Raw genomic sequence first — 18,809 nt, forward strand, 5'->3', positions numbered from 1 at the left:
AAAGACTGTGGGAGCGAGCTTGCTCGCGATGGGGCCAGTTCAGACAACACATTAAGCAGACCTGGCCATGATCAGCCCGGTCTCACTCGCCGCTTCCAACCGGATCGCCACGAACTTCGATGTCGGCGTATGGCTGTCATCGCCGATGCTTTCCAGCGGCACCAACGGGTTCACTTCCGGATAGTAGGCCGCCGCTTGCCCGGCCGGGATATCAAACGCCAGCAGCGTGAAGCCTTTTACCCGACGTTCCACGCCATCGTCCCAAAGGGAAACAATGTCGGCCTTTTGCCCCGGCTTGAAGCCCAGGCGAATGATGTCGGCTTCGTTGACGAACAACACATCCCGCTGACCCTTCACACCGCGATAACGGTCGTTGAGGCCATAAATGGTGGTGTTGTACTGATCGTGGGAGCGCATCGATTGCATGATCAGGTCCGGCAGCACACCGGTAGCGCGGGTGCGTTCGTGCACCAGGTCTTTGGGCAGCGCGTTCGAGCGGAAATTGGCCCGGCCCGAAGCGGTGCTCCACTTGCGTGCACCGGCACTGTTGCCCAGGTAGAAACCGCCCGGGTTCTTGACCTTTTCATTGAAGTCCTTGAAGCCGGGAATGGTCTCGGCGATCAGGTCGCGGATGCGGCTGTAGTCGGCCACCAGCCAGTTCCAGTCCACAGGGTGGCTGCCCAGGGTCGCGGCAGCGATGCCGGCCAGGATCGCCGGTTCCGAACGCATCTGGTTCGACAGCGGCTGCAGCTGACCATTGGAGGCGTGGACCATGCTGAACGAGTCTTCGACGGTTATCGCTTGCGGGCCTTCGGTCTGGATATCGATGTCGGTGCGGCCCAGGCACGGCAGGATCAGCGCGTACTTGCCGTGGGTCAAATGGCTGCGGTTGAGCTTGGTGCTGATCTGCACGGTCAGGTCGCAGTTTCGCAGGGCCTGGAACGTGCGCGGGCTGTCCGGCGTGGCTTGCGCGAAGTTGCCGCCCAGGCCGATGAAGACTTTCGCCCGACCTTCAGCCATCGCATGAATCGCCTCGACCACGTTGTGGCCGTTGTCGCGTGGCACCTTGAACCGGAAGCGACGCTCCAGGGCATCGAGGAATGCAACAGGAGGGCATTCGTTGATGCCCATGGTCCGGTCGCCCTGCACGTTGCTGTGGCCACGCACCGGACACAGGCCGGCACCCGGCCGGCCGATGTTGCCGCGCAGCAGCATCAGGTTGGCGATTTCCTGGATGGTCGCCACGGAATGACGATGCTGGGTGATACCCATGGCCCAGCACATGATCACGTTCTTGCCTTTGGCGTACATGCGCGCGGCTTGCTCGATTTCCACCAGGCTCAGGCCGGACTGCTCGACGATCTGCTCCCAGGAGGTGTCGTCGATGACGGCCAGGTAATCCAGCACGTTGACGCTGTGCTCGTTGAGGAAGTCATGGTCGAACACCGCCGGGGCACCGGTTTTCTGCGCGTCGCGCTCCCACAGCAGAAGGAATTTCGCCATGCCGCGCATGATCGCCATGTCACCGCCCAGGGCCGGGCGGAAGAACGCGGTGTTGGTCGGCTTGTCGCCGTTGGTGAGCATTTCGAGCGCGTGCTGCGGGTGCTGGAAACGCTCCAGGCCACGCTCCTTGAGCGGGTTGATGCACACCACTTGCGCGCCGCGTTTTACCGCTTCGCGTAGCGGTTCGAGCATTCGCGGGTGGTTGGTGCCGGGGTTCTGGCCCCAGACGAAAATCGCATCGGCGTGTTCGAAGTCGTCGAAGGTCACGGTGCCTTTGCCGACCCCGACGCTTTGCGACAAAGCGACACCGCTGGCCTCGTGGCACATGTTCGAGCAGTCAGGGAAGTTGTTGGTGCCGTAGGCGCGCACGAACAGCTGATAGAGGTACGCCGCTTCGTTACTCGCCCGGCCCGAGGTGTAGAACTCGGCCTGATCCGGGCTCGACAGGCCGTTCAGGTGTTTGGCGATCAGGGTGAATGCGGCGTCCCAACTGATCGGCTTGTAGCGATCGGTCTCGGCGTCATAGCTCATCGGCTCGGTCAGGCGGCCCTGATATTCGAGCCAATAGTCGCTTTGCTCCAGCAAGGACGTGACGCTGTGTTTGGCGAAGAACTTGGCATCGACACGACGTTTGGTCGCTTCCCAGTTCACCGCCTTGGCGCCGTTCTCACAGAACATCACCATGCCCTTTTCCGGAGAATCACCCCAGGCGCAACCCGGGCAGTCGAAGCCACCGTTCTGGTTGGTCTTGAGCATTATGCGCAAGTTTTTCAGCGCGTTGTCGCTGGTCAACCAGGCCTGGGCCACGCTGATCAGTGCGCCCCAGCCACCGGCCGGGCCTTTGTAGGGCTTGAAGCGAGGGACGGGTTTCTGATCGGCTTGACGGTGTTGACTCACGCTTGATTCTCCAACGTTGGGCTGTAGACCCGCGGTGCATTCTTCTGTGGCAGATGGATGAGATTGAGGTTGTGGCGACGGGCCCATTGCACGGCCAGGCCGGTGGGTGACGACAGGCTGACCAGGGTCTGGATGCCGGCGCGCAAGACTTTCTGGATCAATTCGAGGCTGCAGCGGCTGGTGACAATCGCCAGCCCGCCAGCGGTCGGGATCTTCTGGCGGATCAATCCGCCGATCAGTTTGTCGAGGGCGTTGTGCCGGCCGATATCTTCGCGGCCGAGCAACAACTCACCTTTGTCATTCATGAACACCGCGGCATGCACCGCACCGCAATGCTGGCCCAAGGGCTGGAAGGCGCCGATGCGCTCGCGCAGGCCATCAAGCCATTCGACTGGCGGCAACGGGGCGCCGGGCAATACCTGAAGGTCCGGCAACGCCTGCTCGAGCGCTTCCACGCCGCACAACCCGCAACCGCTGGTGCCGGCCAGCTGCCGACGCTGCTGCTTGAGGTTCCAGAACGCGCGGTTGGCGATGGTCACTTGCGCGTATTGCGCCGAACCCGAGCCGCTGAGTTGCAGGTCGTAGATGTCCGTGGCGTCCTGGATGATGCCGCTGCCCAGGCTGAAGCCGACGATGAAATCTTCCAGGTCCGTGGGCGTTACCAGCATGACCGCCTGGCTGATGCCGTTGAAGGCAATCGCCAGCGCGACTTCCTCGGCCAGCGCGGTGCTGGCCGATTCGGCGCTATCCGTTTCGGTACGACGCAGATTGCAGTAACTGTAAGTCTGGCTGGCGGCGGGTGCGGGCGTTTCGAGGGCAGGCGCCGCGCAGGCTGGGCGCTTGGTGTTCATGGCATCACCGACGGATTGGTCAGCTTTAAGACTAGGCGTGACAACTTGTCGCGTCTAATCGCTATTACTGATCTGCCGATAGATGCCGTCGATCAAGTACCAATCAGCGATTGCTGATAGATCGCGAAACAGGCTTCTGCCAGCGCCGAGCGCGGTGCGCTGCGACGCATGATCAGCCCCAGTCGGCCAAGGGTCTGGGCGTTCTCGATCGGTTGCAGGCGCAGGTGTTCGGTCAGCCCTTCGAGGCCACCGTCCAGCGGCATCACGGCGCAACACAGGCCGCCGTGCACCGCTTGTAACAGCTGATGGACGGCGTCGGTCTGCAACAGCGGTTGTGGGGTGAGGCCGCGGCTGTGGAAGTTATGGTCGATGGATTGGCGAAAGTGCATGCCGCTGGTGAGCATGCCCAGTGGCAGTTCGATCAACGATTCCCAGCTCAGCGGCGCCTCGCCAAAGGTGAAGAAGCGTTGGTCGTAGAGCAGGCCCATGCGGGTTTCGCTGTAGGCCAGGGAGTCGAAATGTTCGGTGTCGAGGCGTTCCAGGTAGGAAACACCGAGGTCCAGGCGATTGTTCGCCAGCTGTTCGAGGATCTGCTCGGAACTCAGTGCCGAGAGTTCGAAACGCAGGTTCGGATGTTCGGCGTGCAAGCGTTGCAGCAGCGGCAGCGGATCGAAGCTCGACAGCGGCACCATGCCCAGCCGCAACGTACCGACCAGACTGCCGCGACAGGCGGCCGCCTCGGCGTATAGGCCGTCGTAGGCCGCCAGTACGGTGCGCGCCCAGGCCAGCACCCGCTCGCCCGGCGCGGTGAAGCCTTCGAAGCGCTGGCCGCGATTGACCAGCGGCAGGTCAAGTTCTTCTTCGAGGCTGCGCAGGCGCATGGACAGGGTTGGTTGGGTGATGTGGCAGCGTGCGGCGGCCTGGCCGAAATGGCGGGTTTCGTCGAGCGCGATGAGGAATTTCAGCTGCTTGATGTCCATCTGCGCTCCAGGGGTTGGGAAGGTGCGGATTCTATCGCAAGCGGGGTCATTGGTCGGGTTGGATTCGCAGGTGACGACCGTGGTCTAGGCTTTGACGTCTGGAACCCGAAACCCAAGGAGAGTGCACCATGAGTCTTTTGAGCTTTGTGAAGGAAGCAGGCGAAAAATTGCTGGATTTGCTGACGCCAGGCAACGCCAATGCCAGTGAGCAACTGAAGGCGCACATCAGCAAGGTCGGCTTGGGTAACCCGAATGTGCAAGCGACGGTCGATGGCGACAAGGTCACGGTGACCGGCGAAGTGGCGAGCCAGGAAGAGAAGGAAAAGATCCTGCTGGCGGTGGGCAATATCGCCGGGGTTGGCAGTGTGGATGATCAGATTACCGTGACCGGGCCGGTCGTTGCTGCCGCGCGCTTCGTGGTCGTGAAAAAGGGCGACACTCTCAGCGCCATATCCCTGGCTGTGTATGGCAGTGCCAACCAGTACAACAAGATTTTTGAAGCCAACAAACCAATGCTGTCGCACCCGGACAAGATCTATCCGGGGCAGTCGTTGCGGATTCCTGAGTAAGTCGTCAAACCGCGTGATGGCCTTCGCGAGCAAGCCCGCTCCCACAATCAAATGTGGGAGCGGGCTTGCTCGCGAAGCAGGCAACTCGGTCTAGAGCCCCGCAATCAAATCCCGATAATCCCCGACCGCTGCAAACTCCGCCGTATCCTTCGGCCCCTTGCGGCTATCCGGCTCGCGCACGGCCAGCAAATGTGCCACGCCAAAGTCCCGTGCACTACGCAGGATCGGCAAGGTGTCGTCGATGAACAGGCTGCGCGCCGGATCGAAATCGATATCGGCTTGCAGCGCATCCCAGAACTGCGGGTTTTCCTTGGGGAAGCCGTAGTCATGGGAACTGATCAAGCGTTCGAAGTAGGGCGCCAGTTCGATTTTTTCCAGCTTCAACGACAGCGCATCCCGATGGGCATTGGTGATCAGCACCACGCGCTTGCCGGCCCGTTTGATCGCCGCCAGAAAGGTGTCGGCATCCGGGCGCAGGGCGATCAGGTGTGCGGTTTCCAGTTTCAGGTCGCGCACCGACAGTTTCAGTTCGGCGCTCCAGAAGTCCAGGCAGTACCACTGCAACTGGCCGGCATTGCGCTCGAACAACGGCTGCAATTCCATCTCGGCCATGGCCCGGCTGACCCCGTGCAGTTCGGCGTAACGCTGGGGCAAGTGCTCCATCCAGAAGTGATTGTCGAAATGCAGGTCCAGCAGCGTACCGTCCATGTCCAGCAGAACAGTATCGATGTCGGACCAGGGTAATGAAGGCATGGCAACGTCTCGGGCAGTAGAAAGATTTCTGGCGTAAACAATCGGGAAAGCCGCGTTATAGTAGCGCGTTCACGCCAAGGAGCTTTGCATGCGCCAGAAACCCACCATACTCGCCCGCGAAATTGTCGCCACCAGTCGATTGTTCTGCGTGGAAGAGATGAAGCTGCGCTTTTCCAACGGCGTGGAGCGCACGTATGAACGCCTGGTCGGCAAGGGCGCCGGGTACGGCGCGGTGATGATCGTGGCGATGCTCGATGCCGAGCATGCAGTGCTGGTCGAGGAGTATTGCGGCGGCACGGATGCCTATGAAATGTCATTGCCCAAGGGTTTGATCGAGCCGGGTGAAGACGTATTGGCGGCAGCCGAGCGTGAACTCAAGGAAGAGGCCGGTTTTGGCGCGCGGCAACTGGAGCACCTGACCGAGTTGTCGCTGTCTCCCGGTTACATGAGCCAGAAGATTCAAGTGGTGCTGGCTACCGACCTCTACGAAGAGCGTCTGGAAGGCGACGAGCCAGAGCCGATGCGAGTGGACAAGGTCAATCTGCGTGAGCTTTCGGCGCTGGCGCAAAACCCGCAATTTACCGAAGGCCGTGCCTTGGCGGCGCTGTACCTGGCCCGAGACCTGTTGACTCAGCGCGGAGCGTTCCAGCCATGAATTTCCCGCATCCGTTGATGGCGCCGGTGATTGAACTGGCCTTGCAGGCCGGTGACGCGATCCTGCCGTTCTGGCGCACAGGCACGGCCGTTACGGCAAAGGCTGATGACTCGCCGGTGACCGCTGCCGACCTGGCCGCGCACCACCTGATTCTGGCCGGGCTGACGGCGCTCGATCCGAGCATCCCGGTGCTCTCCGAAGAGGACGCCAACATTCCCCAAAGCGAGCGGGCCGGATGGCAGCGCTGGTGGCTGGTCGATCCCCTGGATGGCACCAAGGAATTCATCAACGGCAGCGAAGAGTTCACCGTCAACATCGCCTTGATCGAAAACGGTCGGGTGGTGTTCGGTGTGGTGTCGATGCCGACCAACGGGCGCTTCTATGTCGGTGGCGTCGGCCTCGGTGCCTGGCGCGGCGATAAAGGTGGTACGCCCGTGGCGATCAAGGTGCGTGATGCATTAGCGCCCGGAGAGATGTTCACCGTGGTGGCCAGCCGTCGTCATTCGAGCCCGGAGCAGGAGCGCTTGCTGGCCGGGTTGAGCGCCAGCCTTGGCGAGCTGCAACTGGCCAGTATCGGCAGTTCGTTGAAGTTTTGCCTGCTGGCCGAAGGGGCGGCGGATTGCTATCCGCGTCTGGCACCGACTTCCCAGTGGGACACGGCGGCAGCGCAAGGTGTGCTGGAAGGCGCAGGCGGTGAGGTGCTGGAGTTGAGTGGTGAGTCGTTCAGCTATCCGGCGCGGGAGTCGCTGTTGAACGCGTTCTTCCTGGCATTGCCGGCGAAGGCGGCCTGGCGGCAGAAGTTGCTGGAATTGGCACGCGCATAAGATCGTTCCCGAGCGCTGATGCAACTCCTTGTGGGAGCGAGCTTGCTCCGGGCGGCGCTCCGACGATGGCAGTGTGTCAGGCAACTCAATGTTGGCTTTGACGACCCCATCGTCGGAGCGCCGCCCGGAGCAAGCTCGCTCCCACAGGTTTTGCGGTGGCCCTGGTTTAGCGGTGCAACACGTACTGCCCGACAAACCTCACCGCATCCTCATCACGGCCTTCATTGACGACCCGCGTATGCAGCGTCAACCGCGCCCGGCTGTATCGCTGGAAGGTGGTCAGGAATTTCTTCCAGATCACCGGGTCCGGCGCCTGGCAAATGGCGTTGGCATCGCCCGTCACCGGCAGCGGATAGCTGATCTGCCCTTCCTGAATCACGATGTGCCCGTCGGTAATGCCTTCTTCCTTGAGGCGCAAATGCAGCCAGCCCCAACCGGCCAGGACCGCGCCGCAATACAGGCTGCCGCCGAACATGGTGCTCTTGTGGTTGACGTTGGCTTCCAGCGGCAAGTGCAGGCGCAGTTGCTGGTCATGCCAGTCGAGCACTTTGAGGCCCATGTCCCGGGTGAGGGGAATGTCGTGATGAAGAACGGATTCCAGTTGTCGACTGTCGCGGCTCATTCAGGGGCCTCTGGCTTGAAGTGGATGATTGGACGGTAGCTCAGTCGAGATCGTCAGGGTGGGCCGAGGCGCCACTGTCGGTGAAACTCAGACCGTGCTTGCGCAGTTTGTCGTGCAGGGTCTTGCGTGGAATGCCGAGGGCTTCGGCGACGCTGCGCACAGAGCTGTGCGAACGTGCCAGTTCGGCGGCGATGAGGGTTTTTTCGAAGTTCTCCACTTGCTCGCTCAAACCGCCGCTGACGACTTCGACCCTGTTGCCAGCGCCACCATCCGGCGTGCTGTGGTCGAGTTCCAGTTCCAGCCCGAGGGCAAAACGCTCGGCGGCATTTTGCAGCTCGCGCACGTTGCCGGGCCAGGTGTGGCGCAGCAGCAAGGCACGTTGCCCCGGTTGCAGTTCATGGGGCGGCAAGCCGTGGCGGGCACTGGCTTCATCGGCAAAATGCTGGAACAGCATCAGCGCATCTTCGCCCCGTTCGCGCAGCGGTGGAATCCGCAGCGGCGCGACGTTCAGGCGGTAATACAGGTCGGCACGGAAACGCCCTTGATCCGCCGCCTGGCGCAGGTCTTCCTTGGTGGCGGCGATGATGCGGATGTCCAGCGGGATCAGTTGATTACCGCCCAGGCGTTCGACCACTCGCTCTTGCAGCAAGCGCAGCAATTTGACCTGCACATCCAGGCTCATGCTTTCGATTTCATCGAGGAACAACGTGCCGCCATTGGCGAATTCGAACTTGCCGATGCGACGTTTCTGCGCGCCGGTGAAGGCGCCGGGCTCATGGCCGAACAGCTCGCTTTCAACCACTGATTCGGCCAGGGCACCGGCGTTGATCGCCACGAACGGACCGTTGCGACGGCTGGATAAATCGTGCAGCGCCCGGGCCACGACTTCTTTGCCAGCGCCGGTTTCGCCGAGGATCAGCACGTCGGCCCTGGTCGCCGCCAGTGCACCGATCTGCTCGCGCAGGCGCAGCATCGAAGGTGAGTGGCCAACCAGCCGCGTGCTCAACTCGTTGCGGTCGCTCAAGGCCAACCGCAGGCTGCGGTTGTCCAGCACCAAACGGCGCAGGGCCAATGCGCGGCGCACGCTGTCGAGCAGGGCGTCGCTGGCGAAGGGTTTTTCCAGAAAATCATAGGCCCCGGCACGCATGGCCTGCACCGCCAGCGGCACATCGCCGTGGCCGGTGATCAACAGCACCGGTAGCTCAGGGTCCTGGGCGTGCAGTTCGGTCAACAGTTCCAGGCCGTCCATGCCGGGCATGCGGATGTCGCTGACCACCACCCCTGGCCAGTCGCGCTCCAGTTGCGCGGCCAGGCCCTTGGCTTCGGCCAGTGGCAGGATTTTCAGGCCGGCCAGATCCAGCGTCTGGCTCAAGGCCTGGCGCAAGTGGGGATCGTCGTCGATCAACACGACCTGAATGCGGTTGTCGATGGTCATGCACTTCGGTCCTCGGACGGTTGCAGGCTCACGCCCGGTGCGCCTGCGCGCAGCTTCAGGGTAATCAGGGCGCCGCCCTCCTTGTGGTTGGCGAACGACAGTTCACCGCCGAAGGCGCGCATCAGGGTTTCGCAAATCGCCAGCCCCAAGCCGAGGCCCTGGGTGCGGGTCTTGGTGGTGTAGAACGGCTCGCTGGCGCGCCCAAGGGCTTCCATGCAAAAACCGGGGCCATTGTCGCGAATGTACAGGTTGACGCCATCGGCCGTGGATTGGGCACTCAGCCAGAGTTTACGTGGCGGGCCTTTTTCCGTCAGGGCATCCAGGGCGTTGGCCAGCAGATTGCCGAGTACCTGGCGCAGGCGGGTTTCCCCGGCCTCGACCCACAGGGTGGCGGCGGGCAAGTCGCGGATCAGCTCGACTTCCATGCTGCGTCGACGCTTGGCCAGCAAGGCCAGGGCATCGTCCAGCGCCGGTTGCAGGGCGACGCTTTCCGGAGCATGCCGATCGCGCCGGGCAAAGGCGCGCAGGTGAGCGATGATCGAGGCCATGCGACCGGTCAATTCGCTGATCAGCTTGAGGTTGCCGCGGGCATCGTCGGTGCGCTGGTGATCGAGCAACACTTCGGCGTTTTCCGCGTAGCTGCGAATCGCTGCCAGCGGCTGATTGAGTTCGTGGCTGATGCTCGCCGACATGGTGCCCAGTGCCGACAATTTGCCGGCCTGCACCAGATCATCCTGGGCGCGGACCAGCTCCTGCTGAGCCTGTTCGCGCTCCAGCACTTCCTGTTTCAGGCGCCGGTTCAGGCCTTCGAGGTCGCTGGTGCGCTCGGCGACCCGGCCTTCCAGCTCGCGACGGGCCTTGGCTTCGAAAGCGATGCGTTCGAGGTAATGGCGACGGCGCTGCATCATCAGGCCGAGCAGCAGCATCAACACCAGCAACGCTGCGCCACCGATGGCCACCACCGTGCGCACCGGGCGGTCGATCAAGGTGCGCGGGGCGAGGATGCTGACGTCCCAGCCGGTTTCGGCGATTTGCTGGGTCTGGGTCAGCCAGGCATTGGGGTTGAGCTTCAGCGGTTTGGGATCGCGGGTTGGATAGGGCTGGATCGCCGTGATGGCTTTGCTTTCTTCTTCGTTCAACGGGCGGGTCGAGCGGAATCGCCACTCCGGTCGCGAGGTGAGAATGACCACGCCATTGTGGTCGGTCAGCAGCAGTTGTTCCGGGGTTTTGCCCCACAGGCTTTCGGTGTGGTCGAGGTCGACCTTGACCACCAGCACACCGACGATTTTTTCGCCGGCGCGCACGCCGGCGGCGAAGAAGTAACCGCGCTTGGCGGAGGTCGTGCCCAGGCCGAAAAAGCGCCCGAGCCGCCCGGCCATGGCTTCGCTGAAATACGGCCGGAAGGAAAAGTTGCGCCCGACGAAACTGTCGTGTTTGTCCCAGTTGGAGGCGGCCAGGGTCTTGCCGGTGGCGTCCATCAGGTACATGACTTCGGCACCGGTCTGGGTGGCGATGTTTTTCAGCAGGCGGTTGGCGTTGCCTTGGGTGACACCATCGTCCGGCGCACCGAGCACGGCGCGCAAGGCCGGCAGGTCGCCGAGGATCTGCGGCAACACTTCATAGCGGTGCAGGGTACCCAGCAGGTTGGCGACGTAGAGGTCAAGGGTCTGACGATTCTGACTGGCCAGCTCGCTGCGGTAGTAACGCTCGGCGAGATGCTCCAGCGGCCACAGCAACGGCGCCAGGCACAGTGCCAGCAGGGCCAGGCTGCGCCAACGGGGTCTGGGAGGGAGAGTCGGTTTCATGAGCAGCATGCGCCTGTGGGTACAGGCGCATTATGCCTAGGCTTGCCCGCCTTGGGTCAGCTGCATCTTGATCGGCGAGCTTCAGCCGGCCTTTCAGGCAAAGACGTCGGCGTCCTTGAAAAATACTCCGGCCTGATCTTTCGCCGACAGCTGCGGCGTGCCTTCCAGTTGCCAGTCGATGGCCAGGTCCGGGTCGTCCCAGCGAATGCTGCGCTCGGCCGATGGCGTGTAGTAGTCGGTGGTTTTGTAAAGGAACTCGGCAAATTCGCTCAAGACCACGAACCCGTGGGCGAAACCTTCCGGGACCCAGAGTTGGCGATGATTGGCGGCAGACAGGCGCACAGCGACCCATTTACCGAAGTGCGGCGAGCTGCGACGGACGTCTACGGCGACGTCCAGCACTTCACCGACCGTGACGCGAACCAGTTTCCCCTGGGTATTTTCCAGTTGGTAATGCAGACCGCGCAGCACGCCCTTCTGCGAACGGGAGTGATTGTCTTGAACGAATTCAGTGTCCAGTCCGGTGGCCTCTTTGAAAGCCCTGGCGTTGAAGCTCTCATAGAAGAAACCACGTTCGTCGCCAAAGACCTTGGGTTCGAGGATCAGAACACCGGGCAGGTCGGTGGTCACTACATTCATGGTGTTTCTCCAGTAACAGGCGTTTGATGGCCGCCATTCTTGCGCAAAGTGCTGATCGAGGCGAGTACCAGAACAAAACCTGTGGGAGCAACTGTCTTCACCATGCCACTCGTCACCGCTATTCGGTGCCGTCCCACAAATGACCTCATACCGGCTTCCGGGGGGGTTGCGTATCGCCCGAACCAGTGGCGATATAGGCGCCTAATAAAATTTCAGGGGTCGTTGTATGCCGCTTGCCACGTTGATTCATCGCGCCAGTTTGCCCAGCCCGCAGGTGTCTGCGGAGCAAGCGCTAGGGCTGCTTGAAGAGCATTACGGGTTCAGCGGCAGGTTGCAGGCCCTTGGCAGCCAGCAAGACCTGAACTACCGCGTCGACAGCGAGCGGGGACGTTTCGTCCTGAAAATCTGCCGTGGCGACTACTCGGTACTGGAACTTCAGGCGCAACATGCCGGGCTCAAGCATCTGGGCGAGCACCCGGATGTACAGGTGCCGCGTGTTATCGCAACGAAAAACGGTGCAGACCTGCTGTCGCTGGACGTGGGTGGCCAGGCGGTGCACGTTCGCCTGCTCGACTACATCGAAGGCCAGCCGCTGACGAGCCTCGGTCATTTCAGCCCGACGGTGGTGTCCGGCTTCGGTCGCCTGTGCGGTGAAATGGACCTGGCCCTGGCGGATTTCGACCATCCGGGGCTGGTGCGAACCCTGCAATGGGACGCCCGCCATGCTCACGCCCTGATCGCGCACTTGCTGCCGGTGATCAAGGATGAGGCCCAGCGCAAGCTGATCGTCGAAGCGTCCGGGCAAGCCGAGCGGCATTTGCAGCCATTGCAGGACAAACTGCCGGTTCAGGCCATCCACATGGACATCACCGACGACAACGTGGTGTGGCAGCGCGATGCTCAGCGCCATTGGCAGTTGCAAGGTGTGATCGATTTCGGCGACCTGGTGCGCACCTGGCGCATTACCGATCTGTCGGTGACCTGCGCCGCGCTGCTGCATCATGGCGAGGGCGATCCGTTCTGCATTTTGCCGGCGATACAGGCCTATCACGCGGTCAACCCGTTGCAGCACGAAGAGCTGCTGGCGCTGTGGCCGCTGATCGTCGCCCGCGCGGCGGTGTTGGTGCTCAGCGGCGAACAGCAGGTCAGCATCGATCCGGGTAATGCCTACAGCCGCGACAACCTGGTCCATGAGTGGGAAATCTTCCGTGTGGCCACGTCGGTGCCGTTGGCGCTGATGGAAGCGGCGATCCTCACCGCCGTCGGCCAGCACCTGCCCACCATCGGCAGCGAAGGCTTCGCGCCGCTGTTGCCGAGCCTGGTGGGGCGTGAGTTCGCGCTGATCGACCTGGGCGTGCTCAGTCCGCATTTCGAAGCGGGGAACTGGGAGCAGGAGGGCGTCGATCAGCGCCTGCTGGATGAGGCGGCCGCGGCACATGGCCTGGCGGCCAGTCGTTACGGGCAATACCGCCTGTCCCACACCCGCCCGGACAGCGCCGCTGAACCGGACACTTGCCCGTTGCACGTCGAGTTGCGTGTGCCTCAGGGCACAACGGTCGAAGCGCCGTTTGCCGGGGTGGTGCATCACCCATCGGCGGGCGTGCTGCAACTGGACGGCCCGCAATTGAGCGTGCGGCTTTGGGGTGTTACGCCGTCGCTGCACAGCGGCGCGGCACTGGTCAAAGGCCAAGTGCTGGGCTCGGTCAGCGGGCCATTGATCGTGCAGTTGTGCCGTGGCGCGTCGATCAATGCGCCGCTGTTCTGTACGCCTTCGCGCGCGGCGGCCTGGCAAGCGTTGTGCCCTTCGCCGGCAGCGTTGCTGGGGCTGGCCTGTGACGCCGAAGCCGAGCTCGACGGCCCGACCTTGCTGGCCCGGCGCGATGCCAGCTTCGCCCGCACGCAAAAACACTATTACGTTGATCCGCCGCGCATCGAACGCGGCTGGCGCAACCATCTGATCGACATGCAGGGCCGCTCCTACCTCGACATGCTCAACAACGTGGCGGTGCTGGGCCACGGCCATCCGCGCATGGCCGCCGTCGCCAGCCGCCAGTGGTCGTTGCTCAACACCAACTCGCGCTTCAACTACGCAGCCGTGGCCGAGTTCTCCGAACGTTTGCTGGAGTTGTCCCCTGACGGCATGGACCGCGTGTTCCTGGTCAACAGCGGCAGCGAGGCCAACGACCTGGCGATTCGCCTGGCATGGGCCTACAGCGGCGGCCGCGACATGCTCAGCGTGCTGGAGGCCTATCACGGCTGGACGGTGGGCGCAGATTCGGTGTCGACCTCGATCGCCGACAACCCCAAGGCCTTGAGCAGCCGCCCGGACTGGGTGCACCCGGTGACCGCGCCAAACACCTATCGCGGTGAATTCCGCGGCCCAGACAGCGCGCCGGATTATGTGCGCAGCGTCGAACACAACCTCGCGAAAATCGCCGAGCAGAAACACCAACTGGCCGGTTTCATCTGCGAACCGGTGTATGGCAACGCCGGCGGTATCTCGCTGCCACCAGGTTATTTGAAACAAGTCTATGCCATGGTCCGGGCCAGGGGCGGTGTGTGCATCGCCGACGAAGTGCAGGTGGGCTACGGGCGCATGGGCGATTTCTTCTGGGGCTTCGAAGAGCAGGGCGTGGTGCCGGACATCATCACCATGGCCAAGGGCATGGGCAACGGTCAGCCACTGGGCGCGGTCATCACCCGCCGGGAAATCGCCGAGGCGCTGGAGGCCGAGGGTTACTTCTTCTCGTCCGCCGGCGGCAGCCCGGTCAGTTGCCAGGTCGGCATGGCCGTGCTGGATGTGATGCAAGAGGAAAAACTCTGGGAGAACGCCCAGGTCGTTGGCGGGCACTTCAAGAGGCGCCTCGAAGCGTTGATCGATATTCATCCGTTAGTGGGCGCGGTGCACGGTTCCGGCTTCTACCTGGGCGTCGAACTGATCCGCAACCGCGAAACCCTGGAGCCGGCCACCGAAGAAACCACCGCACTGTGCGATCGCTTGCGCGAGCTGGGGATATTCATGCAGCCGACCGGCGATTACCTGAACATCCTCAAGATCAAGCCGCCGATGGTCACCTCGCGCCAGAGCGTGGATTTCTTCGTGGACATGCTGTCGAAGGTGCTCGCGGAAGGGTTGTAACTACATCCCCCTGTAAATGCGGGCCAATGTGGGAGCGGGCTTGCTCGCGAAGAGGCCGGTACATCCGACGCAAATATTGCGCCTGGAATGCCGCTTTCGCGAGCAAGCCCGCTCCCACATGAATGGTGCTTTTAGTTCGATTGATATCGGCTATTTATCAATTGTTTTTGTAACTCTGGATGTAAGGTGCTTTAAAAGCCGATATTTATCGGATATAAAGTGGCCAGTCCACGGCGTGTACCAATGCGCTTCCATTTCTGTCAGGTATCAATGTCACTCCGGAGTCCTGAGCCATGACCACGTTGAACAGCACCCCTCGCGCCGACGGCTTCTACATGCCAGCCGAATGGGCACCCCAAACCCAGACCTGGATGATCTGGCCCGAGCGCCCGGACAACTGGCGCCTGGGTGGCAAGCCGGCACAAGCCGCCCACGTGGCAGTGGCCAAGGCCATCGCCCGTTTCGAACCGGTAACCGTGGCGGTTTCCGCCGGCCAGTACGAAAACGCCCGTGCCCGTCTCGACGTGCCGAATATTCGCGTGGTGGAGATGTCCAGTGACGACGCCTGGGTCCGCGACACCGGCCCGACCTTTGTCATCAATAACAAGGGTGAAGTCCGTGGCGTGAACTGGGACTTCAACTCGTGGGGCGGCTTCGACGGCGGCCTGTATTCGCCGTGGAACCGTGACTCGCAGGTCGGCGGCAAGATCCTCGAGATCGAGCGCAGCCCGCGCTACCGCACCGAAGGCTTCGTGCTGGAAGGCGGTTCGATTCACGTCGACGGCGAAGGTACCCTGATCACCACCGAAGAATGCCTGCTCAACCGCAATCGCAACCCGCACATGAATCGCGCAGAAATCGAAGCGGTGCTGAGTGCGAACCTGGCTGTGGATAAAATCATCTGGCTGCCGGATGGCTTGTTCAACGACGAAACCGATGGCCATGTGGATAACTTCTGCTGCTACGTGCGCCCGGGTGAAGTGCTGCTGGCCTGGACCGATGATCAACAGGACCCGAACTACCCGCGCTGCCAGGCGGCGATGAAAGTGCTGCAAAGCAGCACCGACGCCAAGGGCCGCCCATTCACGGTGCATAAGATGCCGATCCCGGGTCCGCTGTTTGCGAGCGAGGAAGAGTGCGCCGGTGTCGATCCGGTCGATGGTACGCAGGAACGTAATCCGACTGTTCGTCTGGCCGGTTCCTACGTGAACTTCCTGATCGTCAACGGCGGCATCATCGCGCCGAGCTTTGACGACCCGCAGGATGGCCCGGCGAAAGAGATCTTGCAGAACCTGTTCCCACAGCATGAAGTGGTGATGGTGCCTGGTCGTGAACTGTTACTGGGGGGCGGCAATATTCACTGCCTTACCCAGCAACAACCCGCGCCGCACAAGGAGTGAGTGAGGTCGTAACAGCTTGAGTTGATTGCAAAATCCCTCAGGCTGTCGATCAGCCACCAGCGTTGCACGGAGCCCGCGGCCCTACAGGCCTGCGGGCTTTTTTGTATCCGCTTGGCCACACTTCAGAAACCTTGGCACAGCTCTTGTATCTCTGCTGTTGTAACTCGGGGTGGGGAGGACTTCGATGTTCTGTCATAAACCTTGGATAAGTTAGCCGCTCACAAACCGGGAGAGAGCGCTGAAATGAACGCCGAAGTGAACGTAGTGAGCGACAAGGCGTTGCATCCCCTGGCAGTAAATAGCGAATCGCTCCAGATCCTGGCGCACTGGTTCAAGTCCAATGGAATGCGTCAGATCAGCGAAACTGATCCGCGCCGGACGATGATCGAGCGTTACCCTGCTGGTTTATTCAGCGAGGCGGAACTGGATGCGTTGTGGGATGTGATGGAAGGATAAGAAGAACAACAACGGATTGAACAAAAAAAAGCGCTGCCGGGATGGCAGCGCTTTTTTTTTGCGCGCAGATTCATGCAATCACCGCGATCCCACAAGGGAATGGTGTGAACCAGTGTTATTGGTTCACACCGGGATAAGTGGTGTTTAGAAACTGTAGGTACCCGTCACCACCAGGCTACGCGGTGCCCCCGGCTGGATCTGGAATGCACTGGTCGCCGACTCGTAATACGTCTTGTCGCTGATATTGTTCAGCGCCGCGCGCAAATCCCAATCCTTCTGACGGAAGCCCGCCAAGGCGTCCCAGCGGCCATAACCCGGTAACACGGTGGTGTTGAGGTTGTCGGCGTAACGGTCGCCGACCAGGGTCAAGCCGGTTTCGGCGTACCAGCCCATTTCCGGTTTCCAGGTCAGGAACAGGCTGGCGTTGTGCTTGGCCACGTTGTTGATGCGTTTGCCTTCCAGGCCGTTGTTGTCCTTGTCGATGGTTGCGTCCTGCAGACCCACGCCACCGCGCATGTACCAGTTGCCGGTAATCTTGCCGGCGGCGGTCAACTCGATCCCGCGAGAGCGTTGCAGACCTGAAAGCAGGGTAATGGTCGGGTTGTTCGGGTCGCTGGTGCGGCGGTTGTAGAGCTCCAGCTCATAGATGGCCAGCGTGGTGCTCAGGCGATCATCGAGCCAGTCACTCTTGACCCCGATTTCCTTCTGCTTGGTCAGCTCGGGGCTCAGGTCATTGCTGTTACCGGCCGCACCCGGGGTGATGCCGATCAAGCCACCGCCGGCCGGTGAGAACGTCTTGCTCCAGGAGGCGTAGAAGGAGTGATTTTGCAGCGGCGTCCAGACCACGCCAACTCGGGGGCTGGTGCTATGGCTGTCACTGTTTTCGGAAATGTTGCGCACCTTGTTCGTCGACTCGATATCGAATGTGTCGTAACGCAGGCCACCGAGCAATTGCCATTGATCGTTCAGGCGCAATTGATCCTGTACATACACCGCGCGGCTCTCGACCTCGGTGTGGGTATTGCTCGACACCACCATGCGCCCGGTATGACGCAAATTGCGGTCGGGGTTGTACAGGTCCAGCGCCGGCACCGGTGAACTGCCCGGCCCGGAAGTGGCGGCGGTGTACAACAGCGGGTCGCGGCGCTGGCTGCCGATTTCGATGCCGGTGAGCAGGCGGTGCTCCAGGCCGAAGGTGTCGAAGCCGCCTTCCAGCTCGACATTGTTGTAGACGTTTCGAGTGTTCAGGTCCTGCTGCCAGTGCTGGCGCGTGACCTTGTTGGTGGCCGGGACGTAGCCGCTCAGGTAGGTATTGTCGAAATCGCTGTTTAGTTTGAACACACCCAGGGTCTGGCGCAGTTGCCAGTTGTCGCTCAGTTCATAAGTGAGTTTCGAGCGCAGGGATTGCGCCTTATCGTCGATGAAATCGTTTTCGCTGCCGTAGGTCGTATCGCGTCCAACGTCTGCCGGGCGACCGTTTACCCCGGGGATGCCGCGATCCGGCGTTCGGTTATAGCGACTGTATTCGTACTGCACCAACCAGTTCAGGTCGGGGGTCAGCTGCCAGCTCATCGAGGGCGCGAACAACTGTCGATTGCCACTCACGCCATCGCGGAAACTGTTCTCGTCCATGTTGCCCATGTTCAGGCGCAGGCTGATGTTCTCGGAAGGGTCGGTGCTGAGGTCGGCATAGAGGCTGCGCAAGTCCTCACTACCGCCCTGGGCTTCAATGGTCGAGCGGCGACCGGACTCAGGCAGTTTGCTCACCCGGTTGACGATGCCGCCCTGGCTGCCACGGCCATACAACACGGCGGCGGGGCCTTTTAACACGTCGATGCGTTCGATGTTGTGCAGGTCGCGAACGTACTGGCTGTCGTCGCGGATGCCATCGAGATAGAAGTCGTTGCTGGCGTCGAAACCGCGGATGCGCAGGCTGTCGAAACGAGTGTCGGCGCCGCTGCTGACGTTGGGGATACCGCTGAGCGCCGTGCCCAGATCGTTGGTGCCGTAATCCATGACGTTCGAGGTTTTGATCGAGTCGATGGCTTGTGGCACGTAGCGCACCGGTGTGGCGGTCCGGGTTGCCGTGCTGGTTTGGGTTACGCGCGGGTCGTCGGCCTCAGCTTCGGCGCTGATCGATGTGGCAGGTAGGGTGGTCGGTGCAGCGTAGGAAAAACCGGCAGACAACAAGGCAGAGAGCCCAAAGCTGTAGGGCGCAAGACGAAAAGGGGCAGGCATTGAAGAGCGCATCCGTAGGATTTTAGATTGAGGCGTGTAGGAG

At 61.8% G+C, this 18,809-nt stretch carries 15 protein-coding genes; 6 read left to right on the forward strand and 9 right to left on the reverse strand.

The features are described 5' to 3' along the window. Nucleotides 1-51: 51 nt before the first annotated feature. From KGB28_RS05370 to KGB28_RS05380, 3 genes are all read right to left on the reverse strand, one after another. Entirely contained in the window at nucleotides 52-2,400 is a 2,349-nt protein-coding gene (locus tag KGB28_RS05370) for an FdhF/YdeP family oxidoreductase (RefSeq protein ID WP_223443120.1), read from the reverse strand. Continuing rightward, nucleotides 2,397-3,251 carry a formate dehydrogenase accessory sulfurtransferase FdhD gene (gene fdhD, locus KGB28_RS05375; RefSeq protein ID WP_150726476.1) on the reverse strand — a complete coding sequence of 285 codons (855 nt, stop codon included), beginning with the start codon at nucleotides 3,249-3,251 and terminating at the stop codon, nucleotides 2,397-2,399. Before fdhD ends, KGB28_RS05370 begins: the two co-directional genes overlap by 4 nt. A gap of 92 nt (nucleotides 3,252-3,343) precedes the next feature. Continuing rightward, nucleotides 3,344-4,231, reverse strand: coding sequence for a LysR family transcriptional regulator (locus KGB28_RS05380; RefSeq protein WP_223443123.1), 888 nt, complete (start codon nucleotides 4,229-4,231; stop codon nucleotides 3,344-3,346). Nucleotides 4,232-4,359: 128 nt separating this feature from the next. Here KGB28_RS05380 and lysM point away from each other — a divergent pair, with 128 nt between their 5' ends. After that, the gene (gene lysM / locus KGB28_RS05385; protein WP_150726478.1) at nucleotides 4,360-4,800 is read left to right on the forward strand and encodes a peptidoglycan-binding protein LysM; all 441 of its coding nucleotides are present in this window, start codon (nucleotides 4,360-4,362) and stop codon (nucleotides 4,798-4,800) included. Nucleotides 4,801-4,890: 90 nt separating this feature from the next. On the opposite strand, the gene yrfG is transcribed toward lysM, so the two are convergent. After that, nucleotides 4,891-5,553 (reverse strand): GMP/IMP nucleotidase, encoded by a 663-nt coding sequence (gene yrfG / locus KGB28_RS05390; RefSeq protein ID WP_150755608.1) that lies wholly within the window; start codon nucleotides 5,551-5,553, stop codon nucleotides 4,891-4,893. An 88-nt stretch (nucleotides 5,554-5,641) separates the two neighbouring features. Here yrfG and nudE point away from each other — a divergent pair, with 88 nt between their 5' ends. Then, nucleotides 5,642-6,208 carry an ADP compounds hydrolase NudE gene (gene nudE / locus KGB28_RS05395; RefSeq protein ID WP_056726899.1) on the forward strand — a complete coding sequence of 189 codons (567 nt, stop codon included), beginning with the start codon at nucleotides 5,642-5,644 and terminating at the stop codon, nucleotides 6,206-6,208. Continuing rightward, complete coding sequence (cysQ, locus tag KGB28_RS05400; protein WP_223443126.1) at nucleotides 6,205-7,032, forward strand: 3'(2'),5'-bisphosphate nucleotidase CysQ; 828 nt, start codon at nucleotides 6,205-6,207, stop codon at nucleotides 7,030-7,032. Before nudE ends, cysQ begins: the two co-directional genes overlap by 4 nt. A 166-nt stretch (nucleotides 7,033-7,198) precedes the next feature. Here cysQ and KGB28_RS05405 read toward each other — a convergent pair whose 3' ends face one another. The 4 genes from KGB28_RS05405 to rfbC form a co-directional block, all read right to left on the reverse strand. Continuing rightward, nucleotides 7,199-7,654, reverse strand: coding sequence for a YiiD C-terminal domain-containing protein (locus KGB28_RS05405; RefSeq protein WP_008003181.1), 456 nt, complete (start codon nucleotides 7,652-7,654; stop codon nucleotides 7,199-7,201). A 40-nt stretch (nucleotides 7,655-7,694) separates the two neighbouring features. Next, nucleotides 7,695-9,089, reverse strand: coding sequence for a sigma-54-dependent transcriptional regulator (locus tag KGB28_RS05410; protein ID WP_223443128.1), 1,395 nt, complete (start codon nucleotides 9,087-9,089; stop codon nucleotides 7,695-7,697). Then, the gene (locus KGB28_RS05415; protein ID WP_223443139.1) at nucleotides 9,086-10,894 is read right to left on the reverse strand and encodes an ATP-binding protein; all 1,809 of its coding nucleotides are present in this window, start codon (nucleotides 10,892-10,894) and stop codon (nucleotides 9,086-9,088) included. Before KGB28_RS05415 ends, KGB28_RS05410 begins: the two co-directional genes overlap by 4 nt. A gap of 93 nt (nucleotides 10,895-10,987) precedes the next feature. Continuing rightward, the gene (gene rfbC / locus KGB28_RS05420; RefSeq protein WP_223443142.1) at nucleotides 10,988-11,533 is read right to left on the reverse strand and encodes a dTDP-4-dehydrorhamnose 3,5-epimerase; all 546 of its coding nucleotides are present in this window, start codon (nucleotides 11,531-11,533) and stop codon (nucleotides 10,988-10,990) included. A gap of 226 nt (nucleotides 11,534-11,759) precedes the next feature. Between rfbC and KGB28_RS05425 the strand changes: the two genes are divergently transcribed. The 3 genes from KGB28_RS05425 (at nucleotide 11,760) to KGB28_RS05435 (ending at nucleotide 16,528) form a co-directional block, all read left to right on the forward strand. Further along, on the forward strand, nucleotides 11,760-14,672 hold the full coding sequence (locus tag KGB28_RS05425) for an aminotransferase (RefSeq protein ID WP_223443145.1): 2,913 nt from the start codon (nucleotides 11,760-11,762) through the stop codon (nucleotides 14,670-14,672). Nucleotides 14,673-14,965: 293 nt separating this feature from the next. After that, the gene (gene aguA / locus KGB28_RS05430; RefSeq protein WP_223443148.1) at nucleotides 14,966-16,072 is read left to right on the forward strand and encodes an agmatine deiminase; all 1,107 of its coding nucleotides are present in this window, start codon (nucleotides 14,966-14,968) and stop codon (nucleotides 16,070-16,072) included. Between the two features lie 243 nt (nucleotides 16,073-16,315). Continuing rightward, a complete protein-coding gene (locus tag KGB28_RS05435) occupies nucleotides 16,316-16,528 on the forward strand; it encodes a hypothetical protein (RefSeq protein ID WP_007972820.1) in 213 nt (70 codons plus the stop codon). 144 nt (nucleotides 16,529-16,672) lie between these two features. Here the strand turns inward: KGB28_RS05435 and KGB28_RS05440 are convergent, their stop codons facing one another. Further along, nucleotides 16,673-18,766: a TonB-dependent receptor gene (locus KGB28_RS05440; protein WP_223443151.1), complete on the reverse strand. Its 2,094-nt coding sequence runs from the start codon at nucleotides 18,764-18,766 to the stop codon at nucleotides 16,673-16,675. Between the last annotated feature and the right edge of the window lie 43 nt (nucleotides 18,767-18,809).

Origin of the sequence: Pseudomonas sp. BF-R-19 (assembly GCF_019956445.1) — a bacterium.
In the GTDB taxonomy this organism is placed as follows: Bacteria; Pseudomonadota; Gammaproteobacteria; order Pseudomonadales; family Pseudomonadaceae; genus Aquipseudomonas; species Aquipseudomonas fluorescens_BH.